Annotated in this window: 13 protein-coding genes; 11 read left to right on the top strand and 2 right to left on the bottom strand. The window is 60.5% G+C overall.

Features of this window, described 5'->3' with window-relative positions:
- Window positions 1-24: 24 nt before the first annotated feature.
- Entirely contained in the window at window positions 25-1,008 is a 984-nt protein-coding gene (locus EWV35_RS06445) for a 1-acyl-sn-glycerol-3-phosphate acyltransferase (RefSeq protein WP_238654233.1), read from the top strand.
- A 131-nt stretch (window positions 1,009-1,139) separates the two neighbouring features.
- A complete protein-coding gene (locus EWV35_RS06440) occupies window positions 1,140-2,531 on the top strand; it encodes a class II 3-deoxy-7-phosphoheptulonate synthase (protein ID WP_129659269.1) in 1,392 nt (463 codons plus the stop codon).
- 43 nt (window positions 2,532-2,574) lie between these two features.
- On the opposite strand, the gene EWV35_RS06435 is transcribed toward EWV35_RS06440, so the two are convergent.
- Window positions 2,575-4,002 carry a protein kinase domain-containing protein gene (locus tag EWV35_RS06435; protein ID WP_129659267.1) on the bottom strand — a complete coding sequence of 476 codons (1,428 nt, stop codon included), beginning with the start codon at window positions 4,000-4,002 and terminating at the stop codon, window positions 2,575-2,577.
- A gap of 66 nt (window positions 4,003-4,068) precedes the next feature.
- Between EWV35_RS06435 and EWV35_RS06430 the strand changes: the two genes are divergently transcribed.
- Window positions 4,069-4,437 (top strand): Rv2175c family DNA-binding protein, encoded by a 369-nt coding sequence (locus EWV35_RS06430; protein WP_129659264.1) that lies wholly within the window; start codon window positions 4,069-4,071, stop codon window positions 4,435-4,437.
- A 34-nt stretch (window positions 4,438-4,471) separates the two neighbouring features.
- Here EWV35_RS06430 and EWV35_RS06425 read toward each other — a convergent pair whose 3' ends face one another.
- Window positions 4,472-5,611, bottom strand: coding sequence for a polyprenyl synthetase family protein (locus tag EWV35_RS06425; RefSeq protein WP_238654200.1), 1,140 nt, complete (start codon window positions 5,609-5,611; stop codon window positions 4,472-4,474).
- 102 nt (window positions 5,612-5,713) lie between these two features.
- On the opposite strand from EWV35_RS06425, the gene dinB reads away from it, so the two are divergent.
- The 8 genes from dinB (at window position 5,714) to EWV35_RS06385 (ending at window position 15,513) form a co-directional block, all read left to right on the top strand.
- Window positions 5,714-7,015, top strand: a complete 1,302-nt coding sequence (dinB, locus tag EWV35_RS06420; RefSeq protein ID WP_129659261.1) for a DNA polymerase IV — start codon at window positions 5,714-5,716, stop codon at window positions 7,013-7,015.
- A 94-nt stretch (window positions 7,016-7,109) separates the two neighbouring features.
- Window positions 7,110-7,508: a DUF3040 domain-containing protein gene (locus tag EWV35_RS06415; protein WP_129659258.1), complete on the top strand. Its 399-nt coding sequence runs from the start codon at window positions 7,110-7,112 to the stop codon at window positions 7,506-7,508.
- A gap of 328 nt (window positions 7,509-7,836) precedes the next feature.
- Window positions 7,837-8,268, top strand: a complete 432-nt coding sequence (gene mraZ, locus EWV35_RS06410) for a division/cell wall cluster transcriptional repressor MraZ (RefSeq protein ID WP_129659255.1) — start codon at window positions 7,837-7,839, stop codon at window positions 8,266-8,268.
- A 186-nt stretch (window positions 8,269-8,454) separates the two neighbouring features.
- Window positions 8,455-9,447, top strand: coding sequence for a 16S rRNA (cytosine(1402)-N(4))-methyltransferase RsmH (rsmH, locus tag EWV35_RS06405; RefSeq protein WP_129659252.1), 993 nt, complete (start codon window positions 8,455-8,457; stop codon window positions 9,445-9,447).
- A complete protein-coding gene (locus EWV35_RS06400; RefSeq protein ID WP_129659249.1) occupies window positions 9,444-10,154 on the top strand; it encodes a hypothetical protein in 711 nt (236 codons plus the stop codon). Before rsmH ends, EWV35_RS06400 begins: the two co-directional genes overlap by 4 nt.
- Before the next feature lie 205 nt (window positions 10,155-10,359).
- Entirely contained in the window at window positions 10,360-12,210 is a 1,851-nt protein-coding gene (locus EWV35_RS06395) for a peptidoglycan D,D-transpeptidase FtsI family protein (protein ID WP_238654198.1), read from the top strand.
- A gap of 121 nt (window positions 12,211-12,331) precedes the next feature.
- Window positions 12,332-14,032 (top strand): UDP-N-acetylmuramoyl-L-alanyl-D-glutamate--2,6-diaminopimelate ligase, encoded by a 1,701-nt coding sequence (locus tag EWV35_RS06390; RefSeq protein WP_129659246.1) that lies wholly within the window; start codon window positions 12,332-12,334, stop codon window positions 14,030-14,032.
- Window positions 14,029-15,513, top strand: coding sequence for a UDP-N-acetylmuramoyl-tripeptide--D-alanyl-D-alanine ligase (locus tag EWV35_RS06385; protein WP_129659243.1), 1,485 nt, complete (start codon window positions 14,029-14,031; stop codon window positions 15,511-15,513). Before EWV35_RS06390 ends, EWV35_RS06385 begins: the two co-directional genes overlap by 4 nt.
- Window positions 15,514-15,530: the final 17 nt, after the last annotated feature.

Below are 15,530 nucleotides of genomic sequence, written 5' to 3'. Positions count from 1 at the left end.
AAAGGAAAACACCACGTGCTCTACATGTTCCTCAAGCGGTTCGTCGTCGGGCCACTGATCAACCGAGTGTTTCACCCCGAAGCCGAGGGTCTTGAGAACATCCCGCGCAAAGGTGGCGCGATTTTGGCCTCCAACCATCTTTCCTTCGCGGATTCCGTTTTCTTACCTGTCGCACTGGATCGCCAGGTGTATTTCCTGGCGAAATCCGAGTACTTCACGGGCCAGGGAATCGTTGGCCGGGCAACCGCGGCTTTCTTCAAAGGAATCAACCAGATCCCCATGGATCGGTCGGGCGGCAACAAATCGGCCAAGTCCTTGGGGCAGGCAGCTCAGACCCTCCGTGACGGAAAACTGCTGGGAATCTACCCGGAAGGGACCCGGTCCCCGGACGGCCGGTTGTACAGGTCAAAGATCGGTGTTGCGCGGTTGGCGATTCAGACCGGAGTGCCCGTCATCCCCGTGGCCATGATCAACACGGAAAAGGTCCAGCCGACCGGACACAAGCTCCCGAGGCGAACTTCCACGGACGGCCGAAGGATCGCTCCCGTCAGGACCGTCATCGGCAAACCCTTGGATTTCTCGCAGTACGAGGGACGCGAGTCCGAGCACTCGGCGCAACGGCTCGTGGCCGACCAGATCATCCAGGCGATCCAAGACCTTTCCGGCCAGGAGTATGTGGATGTGTATGCGTCCACGGTCAAAGCGGCCATGGAAAAGCAACGCGTTGCGGATGCCAAGGCTGCCGTGGCCGAAATTCTGGAGAACGCGAAGTCACGGACGCAGGCCTCGGTGGACTCGGCCAAAGCCAGCGTCGAATCCGCACGCGAGAAGATCCAGCCTGGGTTGGACTCGGCCCGGGAACGAATCCAGCCCGGGCTGGACCGCGTCGAGGAAAAGCTCAACGAAGCCCGTGCCCGCGTCGAGGAAGGCGTCAAGAGTGCACAGTACCGCCGTTCCGGCAATCCGGATTCCTCGAACGAAACCTCGGACGGAGAAACAGAGCAGTAGAGTCGGGAGGTCTCAGACGATTCGACGAACTGAGCCCGAGACCTGTCCGACAGCGGTTTCCCGGTGTCTCGATATTCGACACATATGTGCCCGGCGCGCGTGTTTTGACGAGTATCCGTAAACTGGTGCGCATGGCTGAACAGACACAATCCAATTTCGCTCAATTCCAGACCCAACCCGCCCCCGAGGCCAAGAACTACCCGGGTCTGGACGAGTGGCGTCACTTGTCTGTTGACCAGCAGCCGACCTGGGCCGAGCACCCGGATTTCAAGAAAGTCGTCTCCGAGCTTGAAACTGTCCCGCCCCTGGTTTTTGCGGGTGAGGTCGATCAGATGCGTCAACGTCTCGCCGCCGTCGCCGAAGGCAAGGCATTCTTCCTGACCGGAGGCGACTGTGCGGAGACTTTCGTAGACGCCACCGCCGACAAGATCAGCGCGCGGGTCCGGACCCTATTGCAGATGGCCGTGGTCCTGACGTACGGCGCCTCGATGCCCGTGGTCAAAATGGGCCGCATGGCCGGACAGTTTTCGAAACCACGGTCCTCGAATATGGAGACTCGTGGCGACACGACGCTTCCTTCTTTCAGAGGCGAGATGGTCAATGGTTTTGACTTCACGCCGGACTCACGGGAGCACGACCCTAACCGCATGCTGCGCGGATACCACACCTCCGCGTCGACCTTGAACCTCATCCGTGCGTTCACGACCGGAGGCTTCGCCGATTTGCGCCTGGTCCACGAGTGGAACAAGGGTTTCGTGTCGAATCCGGCGAACGCGCGATACGAATCGCTGGCACGGGAAATCGACCGGGCGATCAGATTCATGGAGGCATGCGGAGCCGATTTCGAAGCCCTCAAGGGGACCGAGTTCTACGCCGGCCACGAGGCCCTGCTCCTGGACTACGAGCGCGCTCTGACTCGTATCGACTCCCGGACTCATCTGCCCTACGACACGAGCGGTCATTTCCTGTGGGTCGGTGAGCGTACACGCGGTCTGGAGGACGCGCACGTCAATTTCCTGTCGAAGGTTCACAATCCGATCGGGGTCAAGCTCGGCCCGACTACCGACGTGGATGACACCTTGCGCCTCATCGACAAGCTCGACCCGGAGCGGCAGCCAGGGCGCCTCACGTTCATCACCCGCATGGGCGCGTCCAAGATCAGGGAGAACCTTCCGAAGATCGTTCAAGGTGTACGGGATTCTGGAGCCAAGGTCGTGTGGGTGACCGATCCGATGCACGGCAACACCATTTCAGTCCCGTCGGGGTACAAGACACGTCGGTTCAACGATGTCGTGGACGAGGTCCGTGGCTTCTTCGAGGTCCACGAGGCTTTGGGGACCGTTCCGGGCGGCATCCACGTCGAGATGACGGGCGACGACGTCGCCGAATGCTTGGGCGGTTCGGACGCTGTCGACGAGACGGCGTTTGCGGACCACTACGAAACCTTGTGCGACCCCCGCTTGAATCACATGCAGTCGCTGGAAGTTGCTTTCCTCGTCGCAGAGTACTTGTCCAAGAGGTAACGCCTTGTGCGGGCGACGCCATCGAATGGCGTCGCCCGCCTGCTTACGCTCCGGGCCCAGGCAGGGTGTCCGTCGCGATGCCGGTTCCCAGGGACAGGGCCGCCGAATGATCCGACAGGATACTCACGCCGACGAGCCAACCCAGATAAGCCACCATGCAGGCGGAGAGAATGAACACGAGGAGCCACACCCACGCCCGATAAGGTTCCGCCGAGCCCAGGACATGGGTTGGAATCCTGGGATCCCTCGGGTCCCGGGACGTCTCTGGGCCTGTGCCGTTCCCTTCGGTGTGAGCAGCTGGCCGAGACGCCCTGGTCGCTCCGGGAGAGTTCTCCGGGAGGACACGCGTCGCATCGTCGAGAGACCTTTGGGCGTGAACGCTTGTCACCTCCGGATCGGACATGTGAGTAGTCGTGGACGAGTCAGGATCGGTGGACTCGGCGTCCGTATCGTCGGGATGCAACCGCGTGGCCGAAATTCCCTCGGACGTATTCCCCGAGTTCTCTTGGTCGAACGGCGCAAGTTGAACGGGTCGCGTGTGGCTCGCGGTCTCCAGTCCGCTGAAGAGATCCGACGAATCCTCACGATATCCGGGTGGGCGGCGGTCCAGTGCTGCGTCCGTCAGGCGCCGTTGAATGTGTTCGAGTTCTCCGTGAAGGGCGGCAGCGTCCTGAGGCCTGTTCTCCGGCTCCTTGGCGCAGCACCATGAGATGATCTCGACGATTTCGGCATCCACCTCCGGGAAGCGTCGCCGAAGATCAGGCATGTCGTCATCGACGTGAGCCATGGACACCGCGTAAGGGGAGTCGCCACGGAAGGGGGGCACCCCTGTCAGCATCTCGTACAGAATGATTCCGACGGAGTAATTGTCGGCAGGTTTGCCCGCAGGCTGGCGGCGGACGAGCTCGGGTGCGATGTAATTCGCCGACCCCACGAGGCTGAGAGTCGCTGACTCCGCCTGAACATGCCGAGTCAGGCCGAAATCCGTGACCTTGACGGAGCCTTCGGGAGAGGTCAGGACATTCTCGGGCTTGACGTCGCGGTGCACCAAACCGGTTCCGTGGGCCGCGGCCAACCCCTGGGTAAGGGGGATCACGACTCTCAGGGCCTCACGCACGGTCATGGGAGACCGCCGTTTGATGAGATCGCGCAGGGTGGCCCCGTCGACGAGTTCCATGACCAGGTAAACGACCGGGTCCGGGCCGGACTCGTCAACGCCTTGGTCCCACACGGAGACGACGTGCGGATCTGCTATGGCGGCCGCAGCCTGGGCCTCGTGAACGAAACGTTCTTTCGTCTCCGGCGCAGACCCCAAGGATTCCTTGAGTACCTTGACCGCGACAGGTCGGGCCAAGCGAGTATCTCGTCCGCGGTAGACGACGCCCATACCGCCTCGAGCGATGAGGTCACCGAGGAGGTATCGGCCCTCGAGTTTTCGCCCTGTCAAGGGTCCCGGTGCAGTCCTTTTCATTGAACCGATTCTAGGGGATCGGCGTCGAATGAGGAGCTAGGGCCTTCTCTGGTTTAGCCTGGACACGTGAGTTCCAATGAAAACATTGCCAATCTGTTCGATCTCGTAGGGGAATGGACAACCATCCCAGACGTAGCCGAGACCCTGGACGTCAAGGTCACCCGAGTCCATGCCCTGATCACCGAGGGCCAGTTGATTGCCGTCCGCGACGATGACGGCGTTCGACGCGTCCCCGCGTTGTTCATGCGCGAAGACCGTGTACTGGAGTCCCTCAAGGGAACCCTGACTGTTCTGAGAGACTCGGGTTTCGACGACGAAGAAGCAATTCGGTGGCTCTACACCGAAGACGATTCACTGCCCGGCCGGCCGATCGATGCGCTGCAAGAGGGGCGTAAGACGGAAATCCGGCGACGGGCCCAGGCGCTGGCCTGGTAACCGTCTAGTCCGTACTGGGGTGATGTGAAGAACCTCAGGAAGAACGATGCAAGGCCCTGGAAGCCACGTCTTCCAGGGCCTTTGCGACCCCTGGGGACGTATCTATTTTCCGCAGGGCAGCCTGCACCTGGCGCTGTGTGGTTTGGATGATTCGTTCGGCTTCGGCCAAGGCCCCCGACTCACGGATGATATCCCGCATCCTGTTGACCGTCTCTTCGTCCAGATCGGGCCGCCCCAAGCGTTCTTCGAGGAACGCGACCTGCTCTGCCGACGCAGTTCTTTCGGCCAGAGCGACGAGTACCGTGCGTTTTCCCTCCCGGAGGTCGTCGCCAGCGGGTTTTCCCGTGACGTGCGGTTCGCCGAATACCCCTAGGACGTCGTCGCGCAATTGAAATGCTTCACCCAGAGGCAGACCGAACTCACTGAGCTGACCGATCAGTGGCTCACCGGCGCCGGCGAGGGCAGCGCCCAAAGTCAACGGATGCTCGCACGAGTATTTGGCGGATTTGTAACGGATGACGGTCGACGCACGGTGAATGGCTTCTTCTGGATCTTCGGTCCCCATGACCTCGGAAAGACCGTCGAGGTACTGGCCGGCCATGACCTCGGTGCGCATGATGTCGAAAATCCGTCGGGCCCTGCCGGCTGCGGCCTGCGGGGTACCGATTGAGGCGAAGACTGCCTCGGAGAAGGAAAGGCAGAGATCTCCGGCGACGATACCGCCCATGATCCCGAATTCTTCTCCGTTGAGGGACCAGTGTTCTTCCCGATGCATTGCCTGGAAAGAACGGTGGACGGACGGTTTCCCTCGCCGGGTGTCGGAGTGGTCGATGATGTCGTCGTGGATCAGCGCCGCAGACTGGAACAGCTCTATGGCAGCTCCGGCCAGGACGACTTCGGGAGCCGACGGACCGCCCCCTGCGGCTTGCCACCCCCAATATGCTAGAAGGGCTCTCATCCTCTTTCCGCCCGAACACAAAGCCTCGATGTGATCCACCAGTGTCACGGCTTCAGGGGATATTTCCAGCATCACGAGTCGTTGGCGGCCCAAATAATCCGAGATGGCTTCATCGACAGCCTGAATGTATTCCCGCTCGGCGGTCTCGCGGTTCACCCCGGCCGAGTCCGTGGCAGGACTCGACCCGGTAGGGGAATTCGGATCGGGGGTGTTCACGGCGGCGATTCCTGACTCCCTGGTGACGGTCTCGCGACCAGGAATAGTAGGGGGCGGAGAGTGCTTACTATTTTACGGGTTCGAGATCGGATTGGAGGAGCCATGACCGAAGTATCACCAGGTTTCGGCAGCCGTGTCATCATGCACGTTGACATGGACGCGTTTTTCGTTGGCGTCGAGTTGCTGACGCGGCCGGAGCTTGTCGGTCGGCAGGTCGTCGTGGCTGGCCAGGGTCCCCGTTCCGTGGTTCTTTCGGCCTCTTACGAAGCGCGTGCTCTGGGCGTCGGCTCCGCGATGCCCGCGGCCAGAGCTCGCCAACTTGCACCCCACGCGGTGTACATCGAGCCCTCCCACGGCGCATACCGGGAGTACTCCGAAAAGATCATGAGTATTCTTCGATCCGTGACGGATCAGGTTGAGCAGGTCAGCGTGGACGAGGCGTTCCTGGACGTCACTGGAGCTATCAGGCGTCTGGGCCGTCCGGTAGCGATCGCCCGGGATCTTCGGCATCGAATCCATGAGGCAACCGGGTTGGTCGCCTCCGTCGGGATCGCCGGAAACAAGTTCCTCGCCAAGATGGCCTCCACGGGCTCCAAACCGAATGGCTTGTGGATAGTTCCCGACGCCCGCGTGCACGATTTCCTTGACCCGCTTCCCGTCCGCAAGCTCTGGGGCGTGGGGGAGAAGACTGCTCAGAACCTGCACGAGGCTGGCTTCAATACCGTTGGGGCGGTTCGGCAAGTCTCGCTGAGCTTCTTGCAAAGGAGGCTGGGCAAAGCTGCGGGCGCGCATCTTTACGAGTTGTCCCGAGGCATCGATGATCGTCCTCTGGTAACCGAACGCGTCGAGAAATCAATGGGTGCCGAACATACGTTCAAATACGACACGGATGACGTGCGGGAGATCAAATCAGCCATGCTCCAGCTCAGCCACGACGTCGCGCGAAGGCTGCGGGCTTCGGGCAGACGCGCGTACGGTGTGGCGATCAAAGTGCGAGACGAGTCCTTTCATACGGTCAGCCGAGCCCGCGCTCTCGATCAAGGCGTCACTACGGGCCGGGAGGTCTACGACGCCGCCGTCCGGCTGTTCAACGATCTTGGCCCATTGCCGTCTCGAATGAGACTGATCGGCGTGCGGGTCGAAAGGCTCGACGCGCACGATGCCGGTCGCCAGCTTTCCCTGTGGGATTCGGTCTCGCAGGACCAGCTCGTGGCCGAAGCCGAATGGGACCAGGCCGAAACCGCAATGGACCAGATCTGGCAGAAATTCGGGCCCACGGGATTGCGGCCGGCCAGCCTTGTACGAGGCAGTATTTCACCCCGATACGACAAACGGGCACCACGTTCTGAGAAGACCAAGACGGAAGACGGGTCTGCCCGCGAGGACCAGAAAAAATCGTCATGAAATTGTCAGCGATAGGCACTATTCTTAATAGACGGATGGAACACGGTTGTCCCGGCCGTATTGACATCCCCCACCCCGGGAAGAGGAGATGACCATGCCACTGTCTGAACACGAGCAGAAGCTTCTTGAGCAGTTGGAACAGCAGCTCAATGCCGAGGATCCGGCATTCGCTCAGTCGATGGATTCAGAGGCCTCATCCCCTCGAACGTCCGGCGGCATTTCTATACGACATCTCGTCCTGGGCATCGTCATCGCCGTTGTCGGCCTGGCCGGTGTGCTGGTCGGGGTAGCTTCCAAACTGATCATCGTCGGAGTCGTAGGGTTTGTCCTTATGGGCCTGGGCGTCTACATCGCGACGACGCGAGGGAAAACCCGGAGGGGTAAGCAAAAGCCGAATTCCTCCACTGGGTCTCACTCCACATCGAACCAAGGGCAATCCACTTTGATGCAAAAACTCGAGCGGAAATGGGAAGAGCGAGGAGGATTGGGCTAACCCCCTCCACTTCGCACCCCACTTTCCACCACTCACCGCCAGGGCCGGTACCGGAATACGGTATCGGCCCTCTTTTCTGCGCTTTTTCGCGAGTTCTGGGGGATGAATCAGCATGGGCGGCGAATTCTTGGGCTCACCTCGATCCCCATGAGTTCGCGGATTGTGGGGGGAAAGTGCAACGAGACTTCAGAGTATTGGCGAGAGAGTATTGCGTGTGGAGGGAAGTGGAGTAAAGTGGGGCACGCAGGGGAGGCAAGGGTGGTTCCTTATCTCCCTTCGCATCTGAAGCAGAGGGTGCACTGAAAGTAATTAGGGGAGGCGGTGGCGAATGTTCCTCGGAACGTACTCGCCTCGCCTTGACGACAAAGGGCGTCTGATCCTGCCTGCCAAGTTCCGGGATGAGCTCTCGGAGGGCTTGGTTCTGACCAGGGGACAGGAAAGATGCCTGTACGTCTTCAGCCAAGCGGAATTCGAGCGGGTGCATGAACAAATGCGCGAGGCTCCGATTTCCTCCAAGCAGGCCCGAGACTACATTCGTGTGTTTCTCTCCGGAGCTTCGGATGAAGTTCCCGACAAGCAGGGGCGGGTGACCATCCCGTCCTCGTTGCGGGAATATGCAGGACTCGAGAAGGAGCTCGCTGTGATCGGTGCCGGGACCCGGGCCGAGATTTGGGACGCTCAGGCTTGGGATGAGTACCTGCAGGAAAAGGAATCGGAATTTTCGGAAACAGACGAAGAGGTTATTCCCGGCCTGATGTGATCTCTGGTGCGTGATCTCCAGCCGGCAGCTCGGAATCGTCCTGGCTCAACTTCCCCTGAGCCAGGCCGAATGAGGGCCGAGCTTGTTTGGATGGGGATCAGGTATCAGAGGTCGCTACCGGCGTGGAATGCCAGCGAACAATAGTCAAATGTCGGGCGTTGGTCGGACCATGGAACGGAGGCCTTGATGGACGCGGAGACCTCACCTGGGTCGCGGCCTGCGCATGAAAGACACGTTCCTGTTCTGTTGGAACGCTGCATCAGCCTCTTGGCGCCCGCTCTGCGTGGTAATCATCCCGTCGTCATTGATGCGACCTTGGGCATGGGGGGGCATACGGAATACCTGCTCGACAGATTCCCCGATCTCACGGTCTTGGGTATTGATCGAGACCCTCAAGCACACGCGCTCGCCGGGAAACGGCTCGAGCGCTTCGGCGATCGGTTCATTCCGGTCCGGGCCGTCTATGACCAAATTCCCGAAATTCTCGAGGACAACAAGCTCAACGCCGTCAACGGTTTTCTCTTCGACCTCGGCGTATCGTCACTTCAGCTCGACGAGAGGGAGCGAGGCTTTGCCTACTCGTACGATGCTCCCCTCGATATGCGCATGAATTCGAACGACGAACTGACCGCCGAGGCAATCGTTAACGAATATGACGAAGGCGACTTGCGCAAGATCTTGCGCGACTGGGGCGAAGAGAGATTTGCAGGACGTATAGCTAAATCTCTGGTTGAGGTTCGCCAGGACCACCGGATTTCCAGTACGGGCGAGCTGGTGAGCATCCTCCAGAAGTCGATTCCTATGGCCGCCCAGAGAAATTCAGGGCATCCGGCCAAGCGGACCTTTCAAGCTCTGCGCATTGAAGTTAATCATGAACTTGAAGCTCTCGAACGGGCCGTGCCACAAGCCTTGAATTCCGTATGCCTGGGCGGCCGTGTCGTAGCCATGAGCTACCACTCACTTGAGGACAAAATTGTGAAGCGAGCAATGACGGCCCTGTCCGTCTCCAAGGCTCCAAAAGGTTTTCCTGTCGAGTTGGAAGAGCATCAGCCCGAAGTCAAGATCTTGACACGCGGGGCTGAAGGCCCAACAGACGAGGAGATGGAAAGCAATCCCCGAGCGGCATCCGCCAAGTTGCGCGCCGCAGAACGTATCCGTGAACCTAGGACGGCAGCATGAGTGCAGAACCGCAGTACACAGACTCGGAAACCGAGAATGATGCACCCGCCGCCCTCCATCTGAGCGCGGTCAAAGAGCGCCGCAACCTCCGCGTCGTCGGCGATACCGAGGTCCATGAGGAAGAGCACGAGCTCGCCGAAGGCGGAGAACCTCGCCGTCGGAAACCGCTCGCGGTTCAGCCCGTGGCGCGTCGCCGCCGTCGCTTGTCCTTGGTGGTCGCCACGGTTCTGGGCGTCTGCGTCACGTTGGGTGTGGTCCTGCTGCTGAACATCTCGATGTCCTCGAACCAGTACGATTTGGTGCAATTGCGGGATGAGCAGCGTTCGTTGTCCGAGCAGAACCAGAAGACCAGCCAGGAGATCGAATATCACCAGGCTCCCCAGAACCTGGCGATTCGGGCTTCCCAGCTTGGAATGGTCTCCGCATCGGATCAGGCGCAACTGGATCTCAAGAACTCTTCGGTCTCCGGAACCCCGACTCCGGCCGAGAAAGCTCCTGCTGACAAGGAAGAAGCCAAAAAGAACGGTCAGACCAACTTGATCGATCCGCCTCTGAACAGCGAAACGGATGCAGCGAAGCAGGCGGAGAAGCAGAAGCAGGAGGCCCAGGAGAAGGATTCGGACTCATCCAAGCCTTCTCAGAGCTCGAGCTCGTCGTCGGACTCCGAGCACGAGTCCCATAACGGCCAGAACCAGGGAAATAACTAACCCTTTCGAGAGATTGGGCGTCTGCCCGTGGCAGACCCCATAGGTCGACTTGAGCAACACGGGTGAGGCAGAGGCTTTAGACTGAGGACTTCCGCCGCGGCGTTCCCCTCGGAGGAGCGCCGCGGACCGTGGAGTGAGGCGCGAGCCAACTAACCGTCGCGACGTTTCCCCCGGCCACTAGGCATTGGGGCAGGAAGAGGAGTCAGTGGATTCTACGGAGGATCGGCCGGGCGACCCTGGCCCAGAGGGTCCCCGCGATGACCGCTACATTGATGGGGCACGGGACTCTCAGTCGCCTGAGGCGCAGGGAATACTCCGTCGAAGTTTTATCGGAATTTCCGCTTTCCTGGCGATGCTGGCGCTTTTGGTGGGGCGCCTTTTCTACGTACAGGCGATTGACCCGACTGGCCGGGCGAAGAAAGCGTTGGACGACCGTCGCCGTACCCAGAAGATTCCTGCCCTGAGGGGCGAAATTCACGATGTGGACGGCAACGTCCTGGCCCGATCGATTCAGCGTTACAAGATCACGGCGGACCAGACGGCAGTAGCTCCGGTCAAACGGTACAACAAGGACAAGAAGGCCGAAGAGCTCAGCGTCCAAGACGTCGTGTACAAGCTCGCCGATATCCTCAAGAAGCCGGACAACGAGGTCAAGGACAGTCTGGATGGCGACAGCAAGTACGCCGTTATCGCCGAGGAAGTTACCCCGGACGTCTACAACGCGATCATGGACATCGGTGCCGAATTCATCTATTCCGAACCGGTGTCCAAACGCAGTTACCCGGATGGATCCATCGGTGGCTCGGTTGTGGGATTCCTCAATTCCGAAGGTGCCGCCGGCGGTATCGAGTTGCAGTTCAACTCCGACCTGACCGGGAAAGACGGCGAAAGGGTCTATGAGATCAGCGCCGACGGAATCCGAATTCCGGTCGGTGAGGACATCAACCAGCCCGCTGAGGACGGCAAGACCATCCGCCTGACCATCAATCGTGATATTCAATATTTTGCACAACAGCAGGTCAAAGCCCGTGCGGATGAGCTAGGGGCCGAGTGGGGTACCGCCGTGGTCATGCGCATCAAAGACGGTTCCCTCCTGGCCTTGGCCGATTCCTCGATGATCGATCCCAACAATTACGAAAAGGCCGATACCGGGGATTTTGCCGCCAGGGCAGTGAGCGCGGCCACGGAACCGGGCTCGACCGAGAAGATCCTGACGACTTCCGCCGTGATCGAAGAAGGACTTTCGACGCCGAAGTCCGGCTTCGACGTTCCCGCAGAACTGCACATTGAGGGCCAAACGATCACGGACGCCTTCGACCATGGACCAGAGAAACGCACTTTGGCGGGAATCATCGCTGACTCCATGAACACCGGCACCGTCCTGGCCGGCAAGCAATTGAGCAAGGACCAACGCCATGATTGGCTCAAGAAATTCGGCGTGGGAAGCCTCACGGGAATTGAGCTTCCGGGTGAGAACCGCGGCATTCTGACCAAAGCGAAGGACTGGGATGTCCGACAGCAGTACACCGTCCTGTTCGGCCAGGGAGTCTCCCAAACGCCTCTCCAGACGATGATGGCCTATCAAGCCGTGGCCAACGACGGGGTCCAGCTCAAGCCACGCATCGTGGACGCGGTGGTGGATCACCAGGGCAATGAGGACAAACGTCCAGTATCCGAGGGCAAACGGATCATCTCCGCGAAGACCGCCCAACAGGTCAAGGACATTATGGAAACCGTCATAACCGCGGGCGGCGCCAAGGAAGCCGCGGTCAAAGGATGGCGTGTCGGCGGAAAAACCGGCACGGCAGAGGCCCCCGCGGACAAGGGCGGTGGGTATGACGGTTACACGACTTCCTTCATCGGCGTCGCGCCCATAGAGGACCCTCAGTATTTGGTAGGCATCGTGCTGCAGCGTCCCCAAGGCGAGGTGACCGCGATCGGGTGCACGACCGTCTTCTCGAAGATCATGGAGAAAGTCCTGCAGTACTACAAAGTTCCCCACTCGACGTCTAAGCCTGTTGCGCTTCCGAAGTTCACGGATGGGGAACAAGGATAGGGAGCGATACTAAGCTATTGCGCGGGGATGGGCCTCATCAGATAGTTCAGTGCCCCGACAAAGATCACGACACCGAAGAACCACATCACACACTTCCAACCATGAGAGAAGGATCGCTCACATGCCCCCTGAGGATCAGTCCGTGGGCCATGAACCCGGTTCGGGCGAAAACAGCCTGAACGGTACCGCGCAGACTCTGCGTCCTCGCAATGTAGCTCCGCGGACCCTCGAAGAACTTGTTGGTGCCATCGAGCACCAGGGCCAGCGGGCCCGGATCGAAGGCACCCCCGCGGTATCAGCGGCCGGAATCAGCATGGATTCTAGGGAAGTCCAGTCTGGCGACCTCTACGTTGCGCTGCCCGGTGCCAACGCACACGGCGCAGATTTTGCCGAAGCTGCCGTCGCGCGAGGAGCCGTCGCAATCCTGACGGACGAGGACGGCTTGTCCAAGATACGGGCACTGGCCGTGACCCTGCCTGCCGTGATCGTCGAACAGGTCCGTGACGTCGTAGGTCCGCTGGCGGCGCATATTTATGCCAGCCAACCGGCATCGCCGCAAGTGCAGCGACTTTTCGCGGTCACTGGAACCAACGGCAAGACTACGACCACCTATATGATCAACTCGATCATGGCGGCTCTCGGCCATACCACGGGGCTCATCGGAACGATTGAAATACTCGCCGGGGGACAGGCCATCCCGAGCCAACTCACGACGCCGGAATCCACTCACGTTCACTCTCTGGTTTCCGTGATGAGGGAACACGGGATCACCGCAGCTTCGATGGAAGTGTCCTCTCATGCTTTGGACTACAAGCGCGTGGACGGATTGGTGTACGACGTCGCTGGGTTCACCAATCTCACGCAGGATCACCTCGACCTCCACGGGACCATGGAATCTTATGCCGCTTCCAAGGCGCAGCTTTTCAGCCCCGACCATTCGCGACGCAGCATCGTGACGATAGACGATGACTGGGGCCAATGGATGGCCAGTAGCGCCCGGCGCGAGCAGGGCGACGAGTCGGTTGTGACCCTCTGGACCGGATATGGCACCGGCGACCGGGGATCCCAGCCTGTGCCCGATGCCGATTGGAGACTCACATCCGTTGAGCCGGACGGAATCGGTCATCGCTTCGAGCTCAGGCACCGTGACGGTCGAGAGTTCAGCGCCAGAACGGGCCTGCCCGCGGACTTCAACGTGTCGAATGCCGCGTTGGCCGTGGCGATGGTCGCCGAATCGGGCGTCGATCAGAAAGCCCTTTCCGAAGTGTTGTCACACGGTGCGACCCTGACCCCTCTCGTGCCCGGCCGGATGCAGGTAATCGCGCAGAAACCCGTTGCCATCGTGGACTTCGCGCACAATGCTGACGCTCTGGAACGTGCCCTCGCCGCCGTTGACCCAGGAGAAGAGGGCCCGGGCAAAGTCATCGTCGTCTTCGGTGCAACCGGCCAGCGAGACCAGACGAAACGACCGATTATGGGCGCGGTCGCTGCACGACACGCGGACATCGTGATCGTGACGGACGACGACCCTCATAACGAAGCCCCAGGGCCTATACGTGAAGCGGTGGCCACAGGAGCCCGACAAGCCAGCAACGAGGGCGCCCGCGCCCAGTCGGTCGAAAACATCGCGCCGCGGGCCGATGCGATTGCCCGAGCCGTCGAGCTGGCCGGCCCGGCAGACGCAATTCTGGTGGCCGGTCGAGGCCATGAGGTCAGCCAAGATATCGCAGGCGTTGACAATGCTCTCGATGACCGTGAGGAATTGCGGAGTGCGCTTCGCTCTTGGGAAGCCCGTCAGGACGCCGCAGGAGGAAAACGATGATCGAATTATCAGCCCGAGAAATCGCCGACGCCGTCGGAGGGACGATTGCTGGTCTCGATGAGGCGTCCACCGACGCGGTTCTCTGCACCTCCGCGACGACAGATTCACGAGAAGTGACCCACGGGTCGTTGTTCATTGCGAAACCGGGTGAGGTGACAGATGGCCATCGATACATCGGGACCGCTCGCGAAGCCGGTTCTCCGCTGGCTCTTGCCGAGCGCCAGGTCATTGCCGAAAACGGCCAAGCGTATCCGTCCGTGATCGTCCCGAACGTGGTCGACGCCATGGGACGGTTGGCGCACGAGGTGGTTGCCCGATTGCGGGCGGAGGGCGACGTGACCGTCGTCGGGATCACCGGATCGGCGGGAAAAACCACGACCAAGGATCTGCTTCGGGGTATTTTCAGCCAGCACGGACCCACAGTGGCCCCCATCGGGTCGTACAACGGAGAAGTCGGGGTGCCTCTGACGGTATTCCGAGCGCACCGCGATACCCGCTATCTCGTGATCGAGATGGGCGCGAATCATCTGGGCAACATCCGGTACCTCTGTGACATGGTCGTTCCCGATTTTGGGGCGATCCTGAAGGTCGGAACGGCGCACGCGGGGGAATTTGGCGGGGTGGAAAACATCGCCATAACGAAGTCCGAGCTTGCCGATGGAGTTGCGGAAACAGGGGGAGTGGCCCTCAATATCGACGACGGGCGAGTCGCGCCAATGGCGTCCAAAGCTTCGGCGCCCGTGACGTACTTCGGCGTCGAGGACCGGCACGTTCGCGAAGCCGACGCACCGATCGTCGAGGCCCGACAGCTGCGTACCGATGAGACCGGATGTCCTCAGTTCCGCCTGTGCTTTCCCGATGGTACCGAGTACGAGGTCACGTCGAAGCTCATCGGCGAGCACCATGTGTACAACGCGTTGGCCGCGGCGACGCTTGCGTTCCTCGCGAAGGTTCCGACCAGCGACATTGCAAAAGGGCTGAATACGCTCGGCGCCGGAAGCCGGTACCGCATGGAACGGACAGATCGTGCGGACGGAGTAACCATCATCAACGATGCTTACAACGCGAACCCCGAATCAATGGCTGCGGCGTTGAGAACGCTCGCCCAGATGGGCCGCGATGCCCGACCCCCACGGAGAACGTGGGCTGTTCTGGGCCCGATGCTCGAGCTGGGTGAGTCTTCGACGGAAGAGCACGATAAGCTCGGGCGCGATGTTGTCCGCCTGAACATCCCAAAATTGATCGCGGTCGGGAAGGAAGCCGCACCGATCTTCAACGCCGCTCATCTGGAAGGTTCGTGGGGTGAGGAAGCGGTATGGGTCGAGACTGCCGACCAGGCCTTCGAAATCCTTCAGCGAGAACTGCGTGAGGGCGACATCGTCCTCTTCAAATCCTCCAACGGCGCTGGCTTGCGGTTCTTGGGGGATAGAGTTGCTCAGGACCATACCGGCGTCCACCGGCCCGGAAACGAATCTAGGTAGAAAGGCGCAAAGTACCG

Origin of the sequence: Rothia uropygialis (assembly GCF_004137765.1) — a bacterium.
In the GTDB taxonomy this organism is placed as follows: domain Bacteria; phylum Actinomycetota; class Actinomycetes; order Actinomycetales; family Micrococcaceae; genus Rothia.
The sequence above is the reverse complement of the archived record's forward strand: the minus strand, read 5'-3'. Positions and strand labels throughout refer to the sequence as shown.